The 22,680-nt window shown below is 44.8% G+C and carries 21 protein-coding genes; 20 read left to right on the top strand and 1 reads right to left on the bottom strand.

The window, feature by feature from the left end; genetic code table 11:
* Positions 1–485: 485 nt before the first annotated feature.
* The 8 genes from mnmE to DFO72_RS15420 all read left to right on the top strand — a co-directional run bounded on the left by mnmE (position 486) and on the right by DFO72_RS15420 (position 8,552).
* Complete coding sequence (mnmE, locus tag DFO72_RS15455; RefSeq protein WP_113885502.1) at positions 486–1,871, top strand: tRNA uridine-5-carboxymethylaminomethyl(34) synthesis GTPase MnmE; 1,386 nt, start codon at positions 486–488, stop codon at positions 1,869–1,871.
* A 132-nt stretch (positions 1,872–2,003) separates the two neighbouring features.
* On the top strand, positions 2,004–3,893 hold the full coding sequence (gene mnmG, locus DFO72_RS15450) for a tRNA uridine-5-carboxymethylaminomethyl(34) synthesis enzyme MnmG (protein WP_113885478.1): 1,890 nt from the start codon (positions 2,004–2,006) through the stop codon (positions 3,891–3,893).
* Between the two features lie 43 nt (positions 3,894–3,936).
* A complete protein-coding gene (gene rsmG, locus DFO72_RS15445) occupies positions 3,937–4,653 on the top strand; it encodes a 16S rRNA (guanine(527)-N(7))-methyltransferase RsmG (RefSeq protein ID WP_113885479.1) in 717 nt (238 codons plus the stop codon).
* A 140-nt stretch (positions 4,654–4,793) separates the two neighbouring features.
* The gene (gene noc / locus DFO72_RS15440; RefSeq protein ID WP_009332483.1) at positions 4,794–5,675 is read left to right on the top strand and encodes a nucleoid occlusion protein; all 882 of its coding nucleotides are present in this window, start codon (positions 4,794–4,796) and stop codon (positions 5,673–5,675) included.
* A 210-nt stretch (positions 5,676–5,885) separates the two neighbouring features.
* On the top strand, positions 5,886–6,647 hold the full coding sequence (locus DFO72_RS15435; RefSeq protein ID WP_113885480.1) for a ParA family protein: 762 nt from the start codon (positions 5,886–5,888) through the stop codon (positions 6,645–6,647).
* Positions 6,640–7,485, top strand: a complete 846-nt coding sequence (locus DFO72_RS15430) for a ParB/RepB/Spo0J family partition protein (RefSeq protein ID WP_113885481.1) — start codon at positions 6,640–6,642, stop codon at positions 7,483–7,485. The genes DFO72_RS15435 and DFO72_RS15430 overlap by 8 nt, the downstream gene beginning before the upstream one ends.
* Before the next feature lie 120 nt (positions 7,486–7,605).
* Complete coding sequence (locus DFO72_RS15425) at positions 7,606–8,322, top strand: DUF554 domain-containing protein (protein ID WP_113885482.1); 717 nt, start codon at positions 7,606–7,608, stop codon at positions 8,320–8,322.
* 38 nt (positions 8,323–8,360) lie between these two features.
* Positions 8,361–8,552, top strand: coding sequence for a hypothetical protein (locus tag DFO72_RS15420; RefSeq protein ID WP_113885483.1), 192 nt, complete (start codon positions 8,361–8,363; stop codon positions 8,550–8,552).
* Positions 8,553–8,680: 128 nt separating this feature from the next.
* Here the strand turns inward: DFO72_RS15420 and yyaC are convergent, their stop codons facing one another.
* Entirely contained in the window at positions 8,681–9,310 is a 630-nt protein-coding gene (yyaC, locus tag DFO72_RS15415; RefSeq protein WP_113885484.1) for a spore protease YyaC, read from the bottom strand.
* A gap of 277 nt (positions 9,311–9,587) precedes the next feature.
* Here yyaC and DFO72_RS15410 point away from each other — a divergent pair, with 277 nt between their 5' ends.
* From DFO72_RS15410 to DFO72_RS15355, 12 genes are all read left to right on the top strand, one after another.
* Positions 9,588–10,484, top strand: a complete 897-nt coding sequence (locus DFO72_RS15410) for a mechanosensitive ion channel family protein (RefSeq protein ID WP_113885485.1) — start codon at positions 9,588–9,590, stop codon at positions 10,482–10,484.
* Positions 10,485–10,486: 2 nt separating this feature from the next.
* Positions 10,487–10,684, top strand: coding sequence for a DUF951 domain-containing protein (locus tag DFO72_RS15405; protein WP_009332477.1), 198 nt, complete (start codon positions 10,487–10,489; stop codon positions 10,682–10,684).
* 27 nt (positions 10,685–10,711) lie between these two features.
* Positions 10,712–12,715, top strand: coding sequence for a molybdopterin-dependent oxidoreductase (locus DFO72_RS15400; RefSeq protein ID WP_113885486.1), 2,004 nt, complete (start codon positions 10,712–10,714; stop codon positions 12,713–12,715).
* A gap of 162 nt (positions 12,716–12,877) precedes the next feature.
* Entirely contained in the window at positions 12,878–13,978 is a 1,101-nt protein-coding gene (ychF, locus tag DFO72_RS15395) for a redox-regulated ATPase YchF (protein WP_113885487.1), read from the top strand.
* Positions 13,979–14,356: 378 nt separating this feature from the next.
* A complete protein-coding gene (gene rpsF, locus DFO72_RS15390; RefSeq protein ID WP_113885488.1) occupies positions 14,357–14,644 on the top strand; it encodes a 30S ribosomal protein S6 in 288 nt (95 codons plus the stop codon).
* A gap of 37 nt (positions 14,645–14,681) precedes the next feature.
* Positions 14,682–15,191, top strand: a complete 510-nt coding sequence (gene ssb, locus DFO72_RS15385) for a single-stranded DNA-binding protein (RefSeq protein ID WP_009332473.1) — start codon at positions 14,682–14,684, stop codon at positions 15,189–15,191.
* A 57-nt stretch (positions 15,192–15,248) separates the two neighbouring features.
* Positions 15,249–15,488: a 30S ribosomal protein S18 gene (gene rpsR / locus DFO72_RS15380; protein ID WP_009332461.1), complete on the top strand. Its 240-nt coding sequence runs from the start codon at positions 15,249–15,251 to the stop codon at positions 15,486–15,488.
* Positions 15,489–15,730: 242 nt separating this feature from the next.
* Positions 15,731–16,666, top strand: coding sequence for a YybS family protein (locus DFO72_RS15375; protein WP_113885489.1), 936 nt, complete (start codon positions 15,731–15,733; stop codon positions 16,664–16,666).
* Between the two features lie 31 nt (positions 16,667–16,697).
* A complete protein-coding gene (locus tag DFO72_RS15370) occupies positions 16,698–18,671 on the top strand; it encodes a DHH family phosphoesterase (protein ID WP_113885490.1) in 1,974 nt (657 codons plus the stop codon).
* The gene (gene rplI / locus DFO72_RS15365) at positions 18,668–19,114 is read left to right on the top strand and encodes a 50S ribosomal protein L9 (protein WP_113885491.1); all 447 of its coding nucleotides are present in this window, start codon (positions 18,668–18,670) and stop codon (positions 19,112–19,114) included. Before DFO72_RS15370 ends, rplI begins: the two co-directional genes overlap by 4 nt.
* A gap of 360 nt (positions 19,115–19,474) precedes the next feature.
* Entirely contained in the window at positions 19,475–20,839 is a 1,365-nt protein-coding gene (gene dnaB, locus DFO72_RS15360; RefSeq protein ID WP_113885492.1) for a replicative DNA helicase, read from the top strand.
* A gap of 219 nt (positions 20,840–21,058) precedes the next feature.
* Entirely contained in the window at positions 21,059–22,351 is a 1,293-nt protein-coding gene (locus tag DFO72_RS15355) for an adenylosuccinate synthase (protein ID WP_113885493.1), read from the top strand.
* Positions 22,352–22,680 lie beyond the last annotated feature (329 nt).

The raw sequence follows: 22,680 nt of genomic DNA, 5'->3' as shown, positions 1-22,680 counted from the left end.
CCCAGTCCATTTACGGATTGGGATTTTTTTGCGCATTTTGTTATCCCTCCGCAAATTATTAAATCTCAAATGGTTTTATTGTTATTCACATGTGGATAAGTTAGAATAGAGCATATTAATTATGAGACGTGTGGATATTTTTTTACTGGCTGTATTTAAGCGGGCTGTTGATAAGTTCATGCTGACGGTTCATGCTGACTGATGGACAAGCCGGAACTGCGGGCTGATATGCTTTTCTAAAAAAAAGCCATGTGATATTCTATTAATTTGGGGAATCGATATTATTATTTCTAAAGATAGTAAAACATTCCTTAAACTTGGATTACTGTCAGCTCCAGGCGTCATCGGCTCTCGGGTATAAGCCAATCCGTCTAAAAGGTTAAAGAACAGCCTTTCAGCTTGTCTTATGCTTGTCGCCGACAAGCGGGCGCCTTCCGCTTTTCTTTATATAGATCGATATAACAGGAAAAAGAGAGGTGAATGAATTGGAATTTGATACAATAGCCGCGATATCTACTCCGATGGGAGAAGGAGCCATTGCCATTGTCCGCCTGAGCGGTGACCAGGCTTTTGAAATTGCAGACCGGCTGTTCAGAGGAGTGGGAGGCAAGCGTCTAAAGGATGTTGCTTCCCATACCATTCATTATGGGCATATTATGGACCCCAAAACCGGACAGATTGCTGAGGAAGTAATGGTTTCGGCCATGAAGGGACCGAAGACTTTTACTAAAGAAGATGTCATTGAAATCAACTGCCATGGGGGACTGGTTTCCGTAAACCGCGTGCTGCAGCTTTTGCTGAATAATGGTGCACGCCTGGCAGAGCCGGGGGAATTTACAAAGCGCGCCTTCTTGAACGGGCGAATTGATTTATCCCAGGCAGAAGCAGTTATGGATTTAATCCGTGCCAAGACAGACCGGGCTATGAACATGGCACTTGGCCAGATGGAAGGAAGGCTGTCAAAGCTTATTCAGAAGCTTCGGCAGGAAATTCTGGAGATTCTTGCCCATGTAGAAGTCAATATTGACTATCCGGAATACGATGATGTCGAGGAAATGACCCATCATATGCTGATGGAGAAGGCTTCTTATGTAAAGAAGGAAATCGAAAAGCTTCTTCAGACCTCACAGCAGGGGAAAATACTGCGTGAAGGACTTTCAACGGTCATCGTCGGGCGTCCAAACGTTGGAAAATCTTCCTTATTGAATAGCCTTGTCCATGAGAATAAGGCGATTGTGACAGATATTCCGGGCACCACCCGTGATGTCATCGAAGAATACGTGAATGTAAGAGGAGTGCCTCTCCGCCTGGTTGATACAGCCGGCATTCGCGAAACGGAAGATATAGTAGAACGGATCGGTGTTGAAAAATCAAGGCAGGTATTAAAGGAAGCAGATTTGATTTTGCTTGTGCTCAATTACTCGGATGAATTGACGTCTGAGGATGAAAATATTTTTAAAGCGGTTGAAGGCATGGATGTTATTGTGATTGTCAATAAAACCGATCTTGACCAAAAAATCGACATGAGTCGCGTCCGTGAGCTTTCCAAACATCATAAACTGGTTACGACCTCTTTATTGGAGGATCAGGGAGTCGACGATCTTGAGGAGGCTATTGCTTCTCTATTCTTTGCAGGCTCCATCGAAGCCGGGGATATGACATATGTATCCAATACCCGCCATATTGCCCTATTGAACCAGGCGCAAAATGCCATTGACGAAGCGATGCAGGGTGTTGAGATGGGAACCCCGATTGACATTGTGCAAATTGATTTGACAAGAACATGGGAGCTGCTTGGTGAAATTATTGGCGACAGCGTCCATGAAAGTTTGATCGACCAGTTATTCTCGCAGTTCTGTTTAGGGAAATAGATGATTTAAGCAGGCTGTGTCAGCTGACGCAGCTGAAATGGATTTTTAACTTTTGCAATCGGCCGGCTCAGCCCCTGGTTTTTCAAAAGCTTGTGCCTGTGCTTGCCTGATTGCAGCAAAGGAGGCCGCATCATGACATATGAAGCTGGAAGTTATGATGTCATAGTAGTCGGTGCCGGACACGCGGGTGTGGAAGCAGGCCTTGCTTCGGCCCGTCTCGGCGCAAAGACATTAATGATTACAATCAACCTGGATATGGTAGCCTTTATGCCCTGCAACCCCTCAGTAGGAGGCCCTGCAAAAGGGATTGTGGTAAGGGAAATCGACGCACTTGGCGGAGAAATGGGCAAGAACATTGATAAAACCCATATTCAGATGCGCATGCTCAATACAGGAAAAGGCCCTGCAGTACGTGCTTTAAGAGCTCAGGCCGATAAGTTCACGTATCAGCATGAAATGAAAAAAACGCTGGAAAATGAACCAAATCTGACGTTAATTCAGGGAATGGTTGAACGGCTGATTGTTGAAGATGGAGAATGCAGGGGCGTCGTCACCCAGACAGGTGCCGTTTATCATTCAAAAGCGGTAGTTATTACAACAGGAACCTTCTTAAGAGGGGAAATCATCCTCGGTGAGCTGAAGTACTCAAGCGGTCCTAATAACCAGCAGCCATCCATTAAGCTTTCAGAGCATTTGCAGGAGCTCGGCTTTGATCTGGTCCGTTTTAAAACAGGAACACCGCCGCGCGTCAATAGCCACTCCATTGATTACAGCAAAACGGAAATCCAGCCTGGCGATGATGTGCCAAGAGCTTTTTCCTATGAAACCACAAAGTATATTACAGATCAGCTTCCTTGCTGGCTTACGTATACCAATGAAGAAACGCATACTTTAATCGACAATAATCTTCATCGCTCGCCAATGTATTCCGGTATGATCAAAGGGACAGGACCGCGCTATTGCCCGTCGATTGAGGATAAAGTTGTCCGTTTTAATGATAAGCCGCGCCATCAGATCTTCCTCGAGCCTGAAGGCCGCAATACACAGGAAGTGTATGTGCAGGGGCTTTCAACAAGCTTGCCTGAGGATGTGCAGCAGAAGATTCTCAGAACCATTCCTGGACTTGAAAATGTACAGATGATGCGTGCCGGCTATGCGATTGAATATGATTCCATCGTACCAACGCAATTATGGCCGACACTTGAAACCAAGAAGGTGAAAAATCTTTATACTGCCGGCCAGATAAACGGAACATCCGGCTATGAAGAAGCTGCCGGCCAGGGGCTAATGGCAGGCATGAATGCCGGATTAAAATCGCTGGATAAAGAAGAAGTCATATTAAGCCGTTCAGATGCTTATATTGGCGTCCTGATTGATGACCTTGTGACCAAAGGCACGAACGAGCCTTACCGTCTATTGACTTCAAGAGCGGAATATCGCCTGCTGCTTCGCCATGATAATGCCGACCTGCGCCTAACAGAGCTTGGCCGCAAAGTAGGGCTGATCAGTGAAGAACGCTATGAAAAATTCCTGCTGAAAAAGCAGGCAATTGAAGAAGAGAAGGCACGTCTGCAGGGCATCATCATTAAGCCGTCTTCTGACGTGCAGGAGATGATCAAAAGCCAGGGCGGAAGCGAGCTGAAAGATGGCATCCGAGCATCAGATTTGCTGAAGCGTCCGGAAATGACGTATGAGCATATTCAGCAGGTAGTTCCAGCTGAGAGCACGCTTGATGAGGATGTAACCGAACAGGTAGAAATCCAGATCAAGTATGAAGGCTATATTGAAAAGTCACTTCAGCAGGTAGAGCGCCTGAAGAAGATGGAAAACAAAAAGATCCCTGAAAACATCGATTATGATGATATTAACGGACTGGCTTCCGAAGCAAGACAAAAGCTGAAGGAAGTAAGGCCGCTATCTCTCGCGCAGGCTTCACGGATTTCCGGTGTAAACCCTGCCGATATCTCTATTTTGCTTGTTTATTTAGAACAGGGCAGAATTGCACGAGTTTCAGCGGAGTAAAAGGGAAAATCCGATCATGTCTGAGAACCGAAAGGATTTATAAATGAATACCGAACAATTTACAGAAATGCTGGCGGCGAAGGGGATTGCCCTTTCGCCACAGCAATTGCAGCAATATGACACCTACTATTCCACACTGGTGGAATGGAATAAAAAAATGAATTTAACAGCCATCACGGAAAAGGAAGATGTTTATCTAAAGCATTTTTATGACTCGATAAGCGCTGCTTTTTACTTTGATTTCAACCAGCCGTTAAAGGTTTGTGATGTCGGTGCTGGGGCCGGTTTTCCAAGCATACCGATTAAAATTGCTTTTCCGGGTTTACATATTACGATCGTTGACTCTCTTAATAAGCGCATTGGATTTCTGGAACATTTGGCAAAGAAGCTGGAGCTTGATAATGTCCGCTTTATCCATGACCGTGCGGAAACCTTTGGCCAGAACAAAGAATACCGTGAGTCTTTTGATGTTGTGACAGCACGGGCTGTTGCCAGATTGTCCGTTTTAAGCGAGCTGTGTCTGCCTCTGGCAAAAACAGGCGGCACATTTGTGGCCATGAAGGGTGCAAGTGCAAAAGAAGAACTGGATGCCGGCAAAAAGGCCATCTCGGTTCTTGGCGGAAAACTCGTTGATTCCCACACGTTCACCTTGCCTGAAGAAGAGAGTGAGCGCAATATTTTAATCATTAAAAAAGAAAAGAGCACTCCTAAAAAGTACCCGCGAAAGCCGGGGACACCCAATAAAACACCAATTGAATAGGGTGCGCAATTTGCCATTGTATGACATAATGGTGTAAACTAATCGATTTTTCCAGATATTTATATTGCTCCTGTCCGGCAGGATTTGTCATGATGATAGAGAATATGTAATAGGGAGTTTCGTAAAGGTGGTGCAGGGTGATGAAGCATTCTTTCTCACGCTTTTTTGGCCTAGGCGAAAAGGGAGAACAAGTTACAGCGGAAAAACCAGCAGAAGAACAATTGGATATTGAAGACTTAAGCGACAGAGAAGAAGTTAAGAAGATACCTATTGATCAAATCGTCCCCAACCGTTTTCAGCCAAGAACGGTGTTTGATGATGAGAAGATAGAAGAGCTTTCTCGGACCATCCATACACATGGTATCATCCAGCCGATTGTCGTACGGGAATTTGAGGATGGCCAGTTTGAAATCATAGCAGGTGAACGCAGATACCGGGCCATGAAAAAACTGGGCTGGGAAGAAGCTCCGGCTATCGTAAAAAATCTAAGTGATACAGAAACGGCTTCAGTGGCTTTAATTGAAAACCTTCAAAGGGAAGAACTGTCTCCGATTGAAGAAGCTGTTGCCTACGGAAAGCTTTTAGAACTGCATAATCTGACACAGGAAGCATTGGCACAGCGCCTTGGAAAAGGACAGTCAACCGTTGCAAACAAGCTTCGGCTGCTGAAATTGCCTCAGCCTGTCCAGGATGCGTTATTAAACAAATCAATCACAGAGCGGCATGCCCGTTCGCTCATCCCGCTGAAGGACCCGGAGAAGCAGGTCGCCCTGCTTCAGGAGATAGTGGAGAAGAATCTGAATGTGAAGCAGACAGAAGACAGGGTTGTCAAGATTCTCGAACAGAAAAATCCAAAGCCGAAGCCGAAGCGAAAGGCGTTCAGCAAGGATATGAGAATTGCGGTCAATACGATCCGCCAATCATTATCCATGGTTTCTGACAGCGGCATTAATCTTGATTCGGAAGAAGAAGAATTTGATGAATTTTATCAAATTACGATTAAGATTCCTAAAAAGAAATAATTTTTAACGCGAGAGATAAAGCGGGGACTCCCTGTTTTGTTTTTCGCGTTTTTTTTAGGACGATAAAAAGACTATTAGAATCTTCTTATTTTTTACAAAAAAATTATTCTATCCTGTTTTTCGTGATAAAATAGACTACGTGATTTAACCATACTAATAAATTCGAAGATAGATAGATCGTAATACTGATAGATGAAAGCAGGTGTAACCGTGGGCAAGATTATAGCCGTTGCGAACCAGAAAGGCGGAGTCGGCAAAACGACCACTTCCGTCAATCTTGGCGCATGCCTGGCATACATAGGCAAGAAAGTGCTGCTGGTCGACATTGATCCGCAGGGGAACGCCACAAGCGGAATTGGCATTGAAAAAGCTGATGTCGATCATTGCATCTATGACGTTCTCGTTGATGATGTGGAAGCATCAAAGGTTATAAAATCAACTTCGGTAGAGAATTTATACGCAATCCCGGCAACCATTCAGCTGGCAGGTGCAGAAATTGAACTGGTGCCGACCATCTCGCGGGAAGTAAGATTAAAGAGGGCTCTTGAAGAAGTAAAGGCAAACTTTGACTATGTTATTATCGACTGTCCCCCTTCTCTAGGATTACTGACAATTAACTCGCTGACCGCTTCGGATGCCGTCATCATACCAGTGCAATGTGAATACTATGCGCTTGAGGGTCTGAGTCAGCTTCTGAATACGGTCCGCCTTGTGCAGAAGCATCTGAATCATGATTTGAAAATCGAAGGCGTACTGCTGACGATGCTTGATGCCCGTACAAATCTTGGCATTCAGGTCATTGAAGAAGTGAAAAAGTATTTTCAGGATAAAGTATATAAAACAATCATTCCCCGCAATGTGCGGCTGGGAGAGGCTCCAAGCCATGGAGAACCTATCATTACTTATGATCCGAAGTCACGCGGAGCTGAAGTATATTTAGAACTGGCAAAGGAAGTGGTTTCAAATGGCTAAAGGTTTAGGAAAAGGTCTGAATGCTTTTTTCAATAATATTGAAACCGAAAAAGAAGAAACCGTGCAGGAAGTCAAAATAAAGGACATCCGTCCAAACCCTTATCAGCCGCGCAAAGTGTTTGAAAAGGAAGCCATCGAGGAATTGAAGCAGTCCATCCTTGAACACGGAATTCTGCAGCCGATCATTGTCCGCAAAAGCATAAAAGGCTATGAAATTGTAGTTGGAGAACGCCGCTACCGGGCAGCAAAAGAAGCAAATCTTGAAAGAGTTCCTGTTGTCATACGGGAATTGAATGAACAGCAGATGATGGAGCTTGCTGTTCTTGAGAATCTGCAGCGTGAAGACTTAACTCCGATTGAAGAAGCGGCTGCATACCAGCTGTTAATGGAGAAGCTCAAGGTGACACAAGAGGAGCTGGCCAAGCGCCTGGGAAAAAGCAGGCCGCATATTGCCAACCATATTCGCCTGCTTTCCCTTCCTCCTAAAATTCAGGGTTTGATTTCTGACGGGAAAATCTCCATGGGTCATGGCAGAGCACTATTGGGGCTGCGTAAAAAGGAGAAACTGCAGGCGCTCGTTGAAAAAACAGTTAAAGACGGCTTAAATGTCCGTCAGCTTGAACAGCTGATTCAGCAGCTGAATGATGTTTCACGTGAAACGAAAAAGCCAAATGCCCCAAAAGATATTTTTATTAAGGAACGCGAATCCACCCTCCGAGAAAGATTCGGAACTACGGTCCATATTAAACAGTCCAAAAACAAAGGGAAAATAGAAATTGAATTTTTCTCAAAAGAAGATTTGGAACGCATTATGGAACTTTTAGAAACCAATTCGTAAGCCATCTTAATGATGGTTTATTTTTTTACAGTACTCTATAAAAAAAGATTATAGGTCAGTACCTTTCGTGGTAATTTTAATAGAAAATAATTCGCATTGCGAAATAATAAGGTGAAGAATATGTTTTTGCTAGGTACGCTTGTGAATGGATTATTGATTATTATAGGAACACTGCTGGGAAAATTGCTTCATCGGATTCCTGAGAGTATGAAGGGCACGGTGATGCATGCGATCGGCCTTGCTGTCATGGTGCTTGGCCTGCAAATGGGTCTTAAGAGCGAAAACTTCCTGGTTGTGATTTTAAGTCTTGTGTTCGGAGCAGTTATCGGGGAATACTTTGCTCTCGAAGATAAGCTGAACAAACTTGGCGATTGGCTCGAAAGAAAAATCGGTTCAAAAAAAGGCCAAGGCAGCATTTCGCAGGGATTCGTAACAGCTACGCTTATCTTTGTCATTGGAGCTATGGCCATTATAGGCGCACTCGACAGCGGCATCCGTGGCGACCACTCGGTTCTTTATACCAAATCGATTATTGACGGCTTCACCTCCCTTATTTTAACGACTACATTAGGGATTGGTGTGCTCTTTTCAGCTTTTCCGGTCATGCTTTATGAAGGACTCATTGCCCTTTTTGCCACCCAAATCGACCGGTTTGTCCCCCAGCTTCTTATGGACAGCTTTATCAAGGAAATGACCGCAACAGGCGGAATCATGATCTTTGCGATTGGTCTAAATCTGACAGGAATTACAAAGATCAGGGTTGCGAACCTGCTTCCTGGAATTGTGGTTACGGGGATTATTGTGTCGGTTGTTTATTTTTATGGGATTTATTTTTAGGTGGTGGGGTTTTCGTTGCTGGTGCGGTGGTGTGAAGCATGTCCACCGGAATTATTGTGCTTGCGGGGCCTGTGAATTTTCTAAACAATTTGGGTGCAGCGCATAAACTATTGAAATTGACGCGAAAGCCGGCTGCAGCAGCGCATAAAATAGGAATAACAGTGCAAAAAGACATGTTTACCGCACATATCCCTGATAAAAGCGCAAAAGCATCTTCATACAGCACATAAACTTATCGAATTAGAGCGGAACCCTTTCAGAAAAGCGCAAAAAAATTTGCCAACAGCGCAATCCTCCTCCCATCCCCCAGCTAACCAAAAAATCCGCAGGCCCAATTCCCCTGCGGATTTCCTATTCATTAAGGTGTTTGTTCACGATTCAGTTCCCATTTGAATGCAGGCCATGCTGGCGCTGTCTGGTGGGTCAGGCTTGCTTCATAGATGCCGCCCGCGATGGTTTTGGCCATTTTGAGGACGAGGTTGAGTCTTGTGTTCTGGAGGACAAAGAATTCCATAAATCCGCTGACGTTGACGATGCCGGTTATGTGCATGTCCCCTACTTCCGGCAGGTCTTTATTGACTCCGGCGCCAGGCTTGACGGGCCCGTCTCCGATTTGGATGACTCCGACGCTTTTTAAGCGGCCCAGGCAGGCGTCGATCCCGATGATAAAGGGATTAAAATGCTTTTTTTTGATTTCGTTCAGTTTTTCTTCCAGGTTTACGGCATGTATCGGGTCCTCCAGTGTTCCGTATACATGGAATGATGAAATGGATTTTTCCTCGAGGAGTGTGCCGACCAGCGGACCTAATGAATCGCCTGTAGAGCGGTCTGTGCCAATGCAGACAAAAACGATGGGACGGCAGCTGATGCCTGTAGGCAGAATATTCTTCAGTTCAGCAGCCAATTTTTCAGCAGAGTTTGTTTCTTCATGCGAGATTCTGGCAGAAGCCCCGCCTTTTTTGTCAAACAAGTTTGGTTTGAAGTTCATATAGGTCCACTCCCTCTTTATTCCTTGCCATGCCCGAAATACAAGTATTTATACGTTTTTAACAGTATACGGAAATTTTGTGTAATCTATACATACCTGTATTATTTAATCGTTAAACAATCGGGTTTTAAACTGTAAAATCATGAGAAAAATTGATAAAATTATTTTGTTTTACAGAGGGATTCGCACTGAGAGGCAAGATGCAGTATAATTTCATACAAGCCAAAGAAGAGGGTGCTGTACTTCTTATTTTCACTAAAGTAAAGCAGGTGAAACCATGAGTCCTATTGAAAAATTGATTCACAGTATGATAGATAAGATTTCTAACGAAAAAGCATGGATAACCATCGGGGAAGGCATCTTTAAAATTATTGCGATTCTGATCGTTACGGGAATCCTGATCAGGATTGGCAAGCTGGCTATCCGCAATATATTTAAAGTGAGGACGCCGTCAAGGCTCCGAATTTCAGAGCGCAGGGAAGCTACCCTCCTGAAGCTGCTTGAGAATATGCTTACGTATGTGGTATTTTTCGTTGCAGCAATCATGATATTATCGGTGCTGACGATTGATGTAAAAGCTCTTTTGGCCGGTGCTGGAATCGTCGGGCTGGCTGTTGGGTTTGGGGCACAAAGTCTTGTAAAGGACATCATCACCGGGTTTTTCATCATTTTTGAAGATCAGTTCTCGGTGGGGGATTATATCCGGATTGATCAATTTGAAGGAACGGTAGAAGAAATCGGATTGAGGACGACAAAGATTAAAAACTGGACAGGTGAAGTTCATATCCTTCCGAACGGAAGCATTATGCAGGTCACTAATTTTTCCATAAATAATAGCGTTGCCTTTGTGGATGTCAGCATTGCTTATGAAGGCGATATTGTGAAAGCTGAAAGAGTTCTTCAGGAATTATTCGAAAAGCTGCCGGAAAAATATGAGGATATGGTTAAGCCGCCGGAGATTCTCGGCATCCAAAATCTGGCTGCTTCTGATGTGGTGCTGCGTGTGGTTTCAGAGACACTGCCAATGAGGCACTTTTATATTGCACGGCAGCTGAGGAAAGAAATTAAGCTTTGTTTAGATGAGCATGGCATTGAAATTCCGTTCCCGCGTCTTGTTATGTATACGCGGAATGATCAGGCACAGGAAAATCCTAAACTGAATGCGGAGGGATAAACATGGAGCAAAAGGAATTTGATTTACACGATGTGGTGGAAATGAAAAAGCCTCATCCATGCGGGGTCAACAAATGGAAAATCATCCGAATGGGAGCAGATATCCGCATTAAGTGCGAAGGCTGCGGCCACAGCGTGATGATTCCAAGAAGGGAATTCGCCCGCAAAATGAAGAAAATTCTTGTTAAGCATGAGGGATAAAAAGATAAATACGGGGAGATGAGGGTTTTGGCGGATGCATTCAAGTCAGCCTGTCCCCTTAACTGCTGGGACAGCTGCGGCTTTCATGTAACAGTTGAAGACGGTAAGGTGACAAAGGTAGATGGAGATCACGACCATCCTATAACAAAGGGGAAGATTTGCGGCCGCGGCAGAATGCTTGAAAGCAGGACCAATTCTCCGGAGCGCCTGCTTCATCCGCTGAAGAAGGTGGATGGAGAATTTGTGCGGATTTCATGGGAACAGGCTTTGCACGATATTTCCCTGAAAATGAAAGAGCTAAAAGAAACGGCTGGCACCACTTCGGTCCTGCACAGCCATGATTATGCCAATGGAGGCTTGCTGACGAACTTGGGTCAGCGCTTTTTTAACTGTTATGGCGGAGTGACTGAGCTGACGGGATCCATCTGCTGGGGAGCCGGAATCGAGGCTCAGAGCTGGGATTTCGGAGATGCATATAGCCACGGTCCTGAAGATATTTTAAACAGCAAACATATGGTTGTCTGGGGGAGAAATGTTGCGCGCACCAATATGCACCTGTATCAAAAGCTGCAGGAAGCAAAGAAACAAGGTGCCAAACTGTATGTGATTGATCCAATTTTTAATGCGACCGCTAAAATGGCGGACCGCTATTTTTCCATCAAGCCGGGGATGGATGGCTGGCTTGCGGCCGGCATCATGAAGGAAATGATCCGTCTGGGTTTAGAAGATAGAAGTTTCATAGATAAGTATTCTATTGGTTTTGAAGATCTGAATGAACTGCTGAGCAGTGTGACACTTGAGGAAGTGGCAGAGAAAACGGAAGTGCCTGCAGAGGTGATGACCGAGCTTGCGATAGTGTATGGGGACCGTCCTGTTTCCACTTTCTTCGGACTTGGCATGCAGCGCTATGAAAACGGCGGGAACACGATCCGGCTGATGGATGCTTTAATTGCCGTGAGTGGAAATATCGGCATTCCGGGCGGAGGCGCAAACTATGCCAACAGGCAGGTTGGGCAAAGCTTTGATGGGGATGCCCTCACCCTCCCTGAACGGAAAATGGCTTTCAGGCAATTTACGATGATGCGGCAGGCAGAGGGGATTTTAACAGCAAAAGATCCTGAGATAAACATGATCTTTGTCACGTGCGGAAATCCTTTAACACAGGTTCCTGACTCATCACGGGTCCGCGAGGCTTTTGCCTCTGTTGAGACTGTTGTCGTGATGGAGCAATTTATGACAGATACGGCCAAAATGGCTGATTATGTGCTTCCGGTTGCCACAGTCTTTGAACAGGAAGATGTTTATTACTCTTCCATGTACCATCACTATGTCAATCATGGTCCAAAGCTGGTTGAACCGCCAGGAGAAGCAAAGCCTGACTTATGGGTATGGACTGAGCTTGCCAAGCGTCTTGGATTCGAAGCCGATTTCGATTTTACAAGAGAAGAGTTTATCAGCATGGGCCTCGGTTCGCTTAAAGAGCATGGCATCACATTGGATAGCATAAGAGTTTCCCATCATAAGGAGCTCCCGATTGATATGGTGCCCTGGGCAGACCGTCAGTTCAAAACGCCAAGCGGCAAGTATGAATTCACCTCTGCTGAGGCGTTCCGAAAGGGTTCCGAAAGCAGGCTGACACTCGCTCTTCCTCGGGAATCCAAGTGGACGGACCAGGAGCGTGCCAATCAGTTTCCTTATACATTGCTGACGATTCATCCGCTTCGATCTAATCACTCGCAGCATTATCACCTTTTAAAGCCCGAGCCAAAGGCAAAGGTGGAAATTGCCGGCAATATTGCTGAGAAGCTTGGCCTGCAGGAGAACGATTATGTCAAAGTGTGGAATGAGCGGGGGGAAATGAAGGGCTTTGTCCATATAATGAAAAAAGCCCATCCGGATACTATCAATATTGATGAAGGCATTTGGGCAAAATTCGGCGGTCCCGTCAATAATCTTACTTCCAGCCGCGAATCGGACAATGGCCTTGGAAGCACTTTGTACGACTGCCTTGTTAATATTGAGAAAATATAAAGTTGGGTGACAGGCTCCTATGCCAGTTCAGCAAAGTGGTATAGGGGACTGTCACCTTTTCTTTACATTTCTCCGGCAACTATCTATAATTGTTAGAGGCTTGTTTAAATGTGAAACAATCGTATTTTTTTATAGATGAAATTAGATTGAGGAGTGACTTGGATGGCTTTAACAGCTGGTATTGTAGGTTTGCCGAACGTCGGAAAGTCTACGTTGTTTAATGCAATTACCCAGGCAGGAGCGGAATCTGCGAACTATCCGTTCTGTACAATTGATCCGAATGTGGGAATTGTTGAAGTGCCTGACCAACGTTTGAATAAATTAACTGAATTGGTTCAGCCGAAAAAGACTGTGCCAACGGCTTTTGAATTTACGGATATTGCAGGCATTGTAAAAGGTGCGAGCAAAGGGGAAGGTCTTGGGAATAAATTCCTTTCTCATATCCGTGAAGTAGATGCCATCTGCCAGGTTGTCCGCTGTTTTGCGGATGACAATATTACACACGTTGCAGGGAAAGTTGATCCAATCGACGATATTGAAGTCATCAACCTGGAATTGATTCTGGCTGACCTTGAATCGGTTGAAAAGCGAATCGGCCGCGTGAGCAAGCTGGCAAAGCAGAAAGATAAAGATTCTGTGTTTGAACTTGAGATCCTGGAAAAATTAAAAGAAGCGTTTGAAGCAGATAAACCGGCGCGTACAGTTGAGTTTACAGAGGAACAAATGAAGCTTGTAAAAGGTCTTCATCTGCTGACAATTAAACCTGTGCTTTATGTGGCGAACGTAAGCGAAGATGATGTAGCTGATCCTTCTTCAAACGAATATGTGCAGCAGGTTAAAGAATTTGCCGCAAAGGATAATGCGGAAGTAATTGTAATCTGTGCAAAAATTGAATCTGAAATTGCGGAGCTTGATGGGGAAGAAAAAGAAATGTTCCTTCAGGAGCTTGGCATCGAAGAATCCGGTCTTGATCAGCTGATTAGAGCAGCCTACAATCTTCTTGGACTGGCAACTTACTTCACTGCCGGCGTACAGGAAGTCCGCGCCTGGACATTCCGCAAAGGGATGAAGGCTCCTCAATGTGCGGGAGTTATCCACTCAGACTTTGAAAAAGGCTTTATCCGTGCAGAAACAGTTTCCTATGACGACCTAGTCGCTGCAGGCAACATGACAGCTGCCAAAGAAGCAGGAAAAGTCCGTCTCGAAGGAAAAGAATATATTGTTAAAGACGGAGATGTCATGCACTTCCGTTTTAACGTTTAATTTACTGAGAACCTCTATTTAGGGGTTCTTTTTTAGTATGCAGGCGTTAGGAAGCTGATTTCTGGCGGAGTGACTGATATATGAAATAAGTGGCCGATAAGCCTGGGAGTTTGACCGATATATTTTCAAAGTATCCGATAAAAATGAAATCTGACCGAAAAGCTGATGAAAGTGACCGGTATAGAAGGCAACTGAAAAACATCATCATTCCAGACCAGCATAAATACAGAACTCACACAAAATAATCTTCTATCTGCCAATTAACTCTAGTGTTATTGCTTTTGCATAATTAATGTGCTATAATTTCAACTTGTGAGTAATGAATATATTGCTCCTTGCCCTTTTGAAGGGCCGTTAGACCAAAAGGAGGTGAAAGTGATGAGAAAGTACGAAGTTATGTACATCATCCGCCCAAACATTGAAGATGAGGCTAAAAAAGCCCTAGTTGAGCGTTTCAACACAATCTTAACTGACAATGGTGCGGAGGTTTCTGAATCAAAGGATTGGGGTAAGCGTCGCCTTGCATACGAAATCAATGATTTCCGCGATGGCTACTACCAGCTAATGAACGTTAGTGCTGAAGCAAAAGCAGTTGACGAGTTCACTCGTTTAGCTAAAATCAGCGAAGACATCATCCGTTACATCGTTGTTAAAGACGAAAAATAATAGATAAAGCCATTTTTACCGAGAGGAGTTGATTCTGATGATGAACCGTGTTGTTCTTGTCGGACGTTTGACAAAGGATCCTGATTTGCGGTATACCCCGAACGGAGTTCCTGTCGCTTCATTCACTCTTGCCGTGAATCGTACTTTTACGAATCAGCAAGGTGAGCGGGAGGCAGACTTTATCAACTGTGTGGTATGGAGAAAGCCAGCTGAAAACGTAGCAAACTTCCTTAAAAAAGGAAGTCTTGCAGGTGTAGATGGCCGGATTCAGTCCCGCAGCTATGAAGGCCAGGATGGAAAGCGCGTTTACGTGACAGAAGTTCAGGCTGAGAGTGTGCAATTCCTTGAGCCGAAGAATAGTTCTGGCGGCCAGGGCGGCAATCCGAATTACGGCGGTCCAAGAGATCAGGATTTCCCATTTGGAAATAACAGCAATCAGAATCAACGCCAGGATAATCGTAATCAGGGCGGCTATACTCGCGTGGATCAGGACCCATTCGCAAATGACGGCCAAATCGACATTTCCGATGACGACCTGCCATTCTAATAGTGCCCGATTATGAACGGAAATATATAATCAAAAAGCTAAAGGAGGTAACTGACCATGGCTGGAGGACGCAGAGGAGGACGTGCTAAACGTCGTAAGGTTTGCTTTTTCACTGCAAACGGAATCACTCACATCGACTACAAAGATGTGGATCTTCTAAAAAAATTCATCTCTGAGCGCGGTAAGATTTTACCACGTCGTGTAACTGGCACTAACGCTAAATACCAACGTAAATTAACGATTGCTATTAAGCGTGCGCGCCAAATGGCATTACTGCCATACGTTTCAGGTGAATAATAAATATGAAAAGACGCTGGTATCCGGCGTCTTTTTTATTATGCTTTCTTCTTTAGTGCAGGATTGTATTAAAGTGAAAACTTGATAAAAAGCCCGGCATTCCCTCTTCCGAAATCGCGAAGGTTGAACCTGCATTTAATACTAGCTACAATAGACTTTATGAGTTGTCTTATTTGGAATGGTTCAAAAAGCAGGGAAAAGGAGTTCCCCCTTTTTGGATACACAGTTTGAGGGGTGTATCAATGAATAATGTACATAAATTAACAGAGGGTGCAGTGCTTCTGGCTGTTTTTGCAGTGCTTCTTCTGATTTCGCTCTACGTGCCGTTTCTCGGTACCCTTTCGGTTTTCTTCCTGGCTCTTCCGTTTATTATGTTTGCAGCAAAAAATAACCGGATGTATGCGATCGTATTTCTGACGGGAGGCGTCCTGCTTTCTCTGATAATCGGTTCATTTATGGCGCTTCCGCTTGTGCTGCCATTTGGGCTGACCGGGACAGTAATCGGCATTTTTATCAGTGAAAACAAAGGACGGTTGCCTTCCTTTATTGCGGGCACCCTGGTATTCCTTGCATCGCTGCTGATCCTGTATGCGGCCGCAGTTGCTCTTTTTAATGTGAATATTATTCAAGAAGGCATCAATATGATGGAGGAGTCCATCCAAATTTCAGAAGGAGTGCTTGAAGGCTTTGGGCAGAACGCGGATAAAGCAGTCGAGCAATTTACAGAAGGCCTGAAAATGATTGAGACGCTGACGCCAAGCTTATTCGTCATGACATCGGTCATTTCCGTTTGTGTCATCCAGCTTGTCTCCTTTCCTATTGCCAAAAGATTCGGTATTCAGGTTGAAAGCTGGAAGCCTTTCAGGGAAATGAGCCTGCCGAAAAGCATATTATGGTACTATCTCATTACCATTATAGTTTCTTTCCTTTTTAATCCGTCAGAAGGAAGCTACTGGTTTATGGCGCTTGTAAATATTGCATTCATTCTGCAGATTTTCATGGTCATTCAAGGCCTGTCCCTGATTTTCTTTTTCAGCCATTTAAAGGGTTGGCCGAAAGCTGTGCCTGTCCTGGCAGCTGTATTTACATTTCTTATGCCATTTCTCCTTTATATTGTGAGGATATTAGGTATAATTGACTTAGGATTCGATTTAAGACAAAGATTAGGAAAAAAGTGATGAACAACACTACTGTTTAGGAGCTGAAAACATGCCTTCGTATTTAGAAAAGCGGTCCATACGCTATCCGATTTTTGGATTGATGGGCATAACAGTGGTGCTTCTCGGTATATTGGCGTACTACAATTGGCTTTTTGCACTAATTGGGCTGTTTCTGGCCATCCTTCCTTTCTACTATCTTTTTCAGCTGAATCAGAAGCATCGGAAGGAGACGGAAGAATACATCTCGACCCTTTCCTACAGGGTGAAAAAAGTCGGCGAAGAAGCTCTGATGGAAATGCCGATCGGGATCATGCTCATTAATGATGATTATTACATTGAATGGACCAATCCCTTTTTAGCATCCTGCTTCGATGAAGATACGCTAGTCGGAAGATCGCTTTATGATGTCGCGGATTCGCTTGTTCCGCTGATCAAACAAGAAGTGGAAACCGAAATCATTACCCTTCATGACCGCAAATTCCGGGTGATCCATAAACCGGAAGAGCGCCTATTATACTTTTTTGATGTCACGGAACAGACCGAAATTGAAAAAATGTATCAGGAAGAACGGACGGTTATCGCCATTATTTTCCTTGATAATTATGATGAGCTGACTCAGGGGATGGATGACCAGACAAAAAGCAGCCTCAATAGCCTGGTGACCCAGATATTGAATAAATGGGCACAAGACAATGGGGTCTTCTTGAAGAGAGTCTCGTCTGAGCGGTTTATCGCCGTATTTAATGAACATATTCTGCAGCTTCTGGAAAAAGGGAAGTTCACTATTCTCGATGATGTCCGGGAAACCACTTCCAAGCAGAACGTTCCATTAACGTTAAGCGTGGGCGTCGGAACAGGGGTTTCTTCCCTTCCTGAGCTCGGTTCACTGGCCCAGTCCAGCTTAGACCTGGCATTAGGCCGCGGCGGAGACCAGGTGGCCATCAAACAGACAAACGGGAAGGTTAAATTCTTCGGGGGGAAAACCAATCCTGTTGAAAAAAGAACACGGGTCCGTGCACGCGTGATTTCCCATGCGCTGAAGGAATTGATTTCCGAAAGCGATAAAGTGATTATCATGGGCCACAAAAGCCCGGATATGGATGCGATTGGAGCGGCCATCGGGATTCAGAAAGTGGCGCGCCTGAATCAGCGTGAAGGCTACGTGGTTGTGAATTTCAATGAACTCGATACAGGCGTCAGAAGAATGATGAAGGAAATTGAAAAGAATGAAGAGCTCTTTTCTAAATTCATTACCCCGGAACAGGCGATGGAAATTGCAACAGACGATACCCTGCTCGTGGTCGTTGACACCCACAAGCCATCCATGGTGATTGAGGAAAAGCTGCTTCATAAAATTGAACATGTTGTCGTCATCGACCATCACCGCCGCGCTGAAGAGTTCATTCATAATCCTCTGCTGGTTTATATGGAGCCATATGCCTCCTCCACAGCAGAACTTGTGACAGAGCTTCTGGAGTATCAGCCGAAAAACGGCAGAATTGAAATGCTGGAAGCAACGGCCCTGCTTGCCGGGATTATTGTCGATACGAAGAGTTTTTCACTGCGGACAGGATCCAGGACGTTCGATGCGGCTTCCTATCTGCGCGGACAGGGTGCAGATACCGTGCTCGTCCAAAAGTTCTTAAAAGAGGATGTAGATACCTACATCAAGCGGGCTAAGCTGATTGAAACCGTTCAATTTTACAGAGAAGGAATTGCGATTGCAAAGGGACAGCCGGATCAGATATTTGACCAGGTTCTGATTGCCCAGACAGCAGATACCCTGCTGACGATGGATGGTGTGGTTGCTTCATTTGTCATTTCAAACCGCTCTGAAAACATGATAGGGGTCAGCGCACGTTCCCTCGGGGATATCAATGTCCAGGTGATCATGGAGAACCTTGAAGGCGGCGGACACTTAACTAACGCTGCCACGCAGCTTCATGATGCAACACTTGATGATGTTGAGGTCCGATTAAAAGAGGCTATAGATGAATACTTTGAAGGGAGAAAAAAAGAATGAAAGTAATCTTTTTAAAAGACGTTAAAGGCAAGGGCAAAAAAGGCGAAGTGAAAAATGTAGCAGATGGCTATGCACATAACTTTTTAATTAAGCAAGGGCTTGCTGTCGAAGCAAACCAGGCGAATGTCAGCAGCCTGAACGCCCAAAAGAAAAAAGAAACTAAACTTGCAGAAGAAGAATTGGCTGATGCAAAAAAACTAAAAGAAACACTTGAAAAGCTGACGGTTGAATTTACAGCAAAATCAGGTGAAGGCGGCCGCCTTTTCGGCTCCATCACAAGCAAGCAAATTGCTGAAGAGCTTCATAAGAAGCACAGCATCAAAATCGACAAGCGCAAAATCGAAATGGAAGATGCGATCCGCACACTCGGATACACAAAGGTTCCAGTCAAGCTTCATACTGAAGTAACGGCAACATTAAACGTACATGTAAAAGAAGCTTAAAGTGAAACTTCAATTAGTTAGAATGCGATAAACTAATATTGGAAGTGGCTTTTGCCGATAAACATGTTAAAATAAAAGGGTTGATTAAAAATGTGATCAGTTTCGGCTGGTCACATTTTTTAAAGGGAAATTTAGAGGTTTTTATATAGATATAGTATGGCTTTATAGATAACTGTCCAGCTTCACAAGGAACGCTTCGACAGCATTATCATCATACGACTAAGAGCTTTAGCTTTTAGAAGGAGCGCCTACCCTCGTGTTCACAAGCCAAGGCAGCGAACGCCTTTCTGTGAGGCTTGTCTTGTGCTTGGCGGGGGTGACCAGGGCGCTTGTGCATTTCTTATTAGGAGGTTTAAACAGATGAGTGATTTATTTGCGGATCGGCTCCCGCCTCAAAATATTGAAGCGGAACAGGCAGTGCTTGGGGCAATCTTTCTTGAACCCTCCTCTCTTACACAAGCATCAGAGATTTTGATACCCGAGGACTTCTACCGTGCGGCACACCAGAAGATTTTCAATGTGATGCTGAAGCTGAGCGACCAGGGAAAAGCGGTCGACTTAGTGACCGTGACAGAAGAGCTCAGTGCAGCGAAACTGCTGGAGGATACCGGAGGGGTCAGCTATTTAAGTGAATTGGCCGGTTCTGTTCCAACAGCAGCGAATATCGAGTACTATGCAAAGATCGTTGAAGAAAAGTCACTGCTTCGCAGGCTGATCCGGACGGCGACGGGCATTGCCCAGGACGGCTATACACGTGAGGATGAAGTAGAAGTTCTGCTGGGAGAAGCTGAGAAAAATATCATGGAGGTCGCACAGCGCAAAAACGCAGGTGCCTTTCATAATATTAAGGATGTTCTGGTCCGGACCTACGATAATATTGAGGAAATGCATAACCGTAAAGGAGATATTACAGGGATTGCGACTGGATTCGCCGAGCTGGATCGCATGACTGCCGGCTTCCAGCGAAATGACCTCATCATCGTCGGTGCCCGCCCTTCCGTAGGTAAAACAGCCTTCGCCCTGAATATCGCGCAAAATGTGGCAACAAAAACCGGGGAAAACGTCGCGATCTTCAGCCTTGAGATGGGTGCCGAACAGCTTGTCATGCGTATTCTATGTGCAGAAGGAAATATAGATGCACAAAGGCTTCGTACTGGCTCCCTGACAGATGAGGACTGGGGAAAGCTGACCATGGCAATGGGAAGCCTATCAAATGCAGGAATTTTTATTGATGATACCCCTGGTGTCAGAATCACAGATATTCGCTCTAAGTGCCGCCGTTTAAAGCAGGAGCATGGGCTTGGCATGATTCTGATCGACTACCTGCAACTAATCCTGGGAAGTGGACGTTCTGGCGAAAACCGCCAGCAGGAAGTTTCTGAAATCTCACGTTCCCTTAAGCAATTGGCCCGTGAACTTCAGGTCCCTGTTATCGCACTGTCCCAGCTTTCCCGTGGTGTGGAACAGCGACAGGATAAGCGCCCGATGATGTCGGACATCCGTGAATCGGGAAGTATTGAGCAGGATGCCGATATCGTGGCATTCCTATACCGCGATGACTATTATGACAAAGAATCCGAAGATAAAAATATCATCGAAATCATTATCGCCAAGCAGCGTAACGGCCCGGTTGGAACCGTTCAGCTGGCATTCGTGAAAGAGTATAATAAATTCGTAAACTTAGAGAAACGTTTTGATGATTCCTTTGCGCCGCCTGGTGCATAAAGAGGGCCTGCATTTTGCATGTCCTCTTTTTTATTTGAATTTCTGATTTTCATATTTTCATGGTTTTACGAACATATTTTTATATTTTTATTAAAAATGTTCGTGTTTTATTGACTATCACACATCACCTTGATAAACTAAAGTGGTTGAAAAAAGTTACTTAATTAAAAATGATTTTATAGAATTTTAAAACCATGGGATTCCCGGAGGTGCTTTTTAATGTCATCAGTAGTAGTAGTTGGAACACAGTGGGGAGATGAAGGGAAAGGAAAAATTACAGACTTCCTTTCTGAAAATGCAGAAGTCATCGCACGCTACCAAGGCGGAAACAATGCAGGACATACAATTAAATTTAATGGTGAAACATACAAGCTTCATTTAATTCCATCTGGAATATTCTATAGCGATAAAATTTGCACGATCGGAAACGGAATGGTTGTCGATCCAAAAGCGCTTGTAAAGGAATTGGCGTATCTTCATGACAAGGGAGTTACAACAGACAACCTGCGCATCTCAAACCGCGCACATGTTATCCTTCCATATCACCTGAAGCTTGATGAAGTGGAAGAAGAACGCAAAGGCGCTAACAAGATTGGTACAACAAAAAAGGGTATCGGCCCTGCTTACATGGATAAAGCAGCACGCAACGGAATCCGCATCGCGGACCTTCTTGACCGTGAAGTGTTTGAAGAAAAGCTTGAGCGCAACCTTGAAGAAAAGAACCGCCTGCTTGAGCGCTTCTATGAAACAGAAGGATTCACCATCGAAGAAATCTTAGATGAATACTATGAGTATGGCCAGCAGATCAAGCATTATGTCTGCGACACATCTGTTGTGCTTAATGACGCATTGGATGAAGGCCGCCGCGTGCTTTTCGAAGGTGCACAAGGAGTTATGCTTGATATCGACCAGGGTACTTACCCATTCGTTACATCCTCTAACCCTGTGGCTGGCGGCGTAACAATCGGTTCTGGTGTCGGCCCTACAAAAATCAAGCATGTTGTGGGTGTATCTAAGGCCTATACGACTCGTGTAGGTGACGGCCCGTTCCCAACTGAACTTGATAATGAAATCGGCAGCCAGATCCGTGAAGTAGGCCGTGAATACGGTACAACAACTGGCCGTGCCCGCCGTGTCGGCTGGTTCGACAGCGTGGTTGTCCGCCATGCCCGCCGTGTCAGCGGTATTACAGACCTTTCTCTTAACTCCATCGACGTATTGACTGGAATTGAGACATTAAAAATCTGTGTAGCATACCGTTATAATGGAGAAGTAATCGAAGAATTCCCTGCAAGCTTAAAAGTACTGGCTGACTGTGAGCCGGTATACGAAGAGCTTCCAGGCTGGACAGAAGACATCACAGGCTGCAAATCACTGGATGAGCTTCCTGCGAATGCCCGCCACTATCTGGAGCGCGTTTCACAGCTGACTGGAATTCCATTATCGATCTTCTCAGTTGGTCCGGACCGCACACAAACAAACGTAGTCCGCAGCCCATGGAGACAAAACTAATACTTGATTGAAAGCCCTAATGCGAATTAGGGCTTTTTTTTGTGGGGCAGGCTCAAATTTGGACAAGGAAAGGGGAAAATGAGGGGAAGCGAGTCCGAAGCAGACTCACACTCGGACAGTAGAGCAAGAAATCAGAGAAACCGATACCGGACTTGGCTTTAATTTGAAAAGAATTGAAGTTTGAGGAATAATCCGTGAAAATTGGGGAAAGAAATCCATAAACCAGGGAAATGAACCTTTAATCTGAGGAAAGCAACACTCAAACGCGGTTTCCAGTCCGAGATCAAACACATCCATCTCAGGCATTCAACTAAAATAAATTTTTATAA

The sequence above is a fragment of the Cytobacillus oceanisediminis genome, assembly GCF_004366035.1.
GTDB lineage: Bacteria > Bacillota > Bacilli > Bacillales > Cytobacillaceae > Cytobacillus > Cytobacillus oceanisediminis_C.
This window is presented reverse-complemented; position numbering and strand designations above follow the sequence as displayed.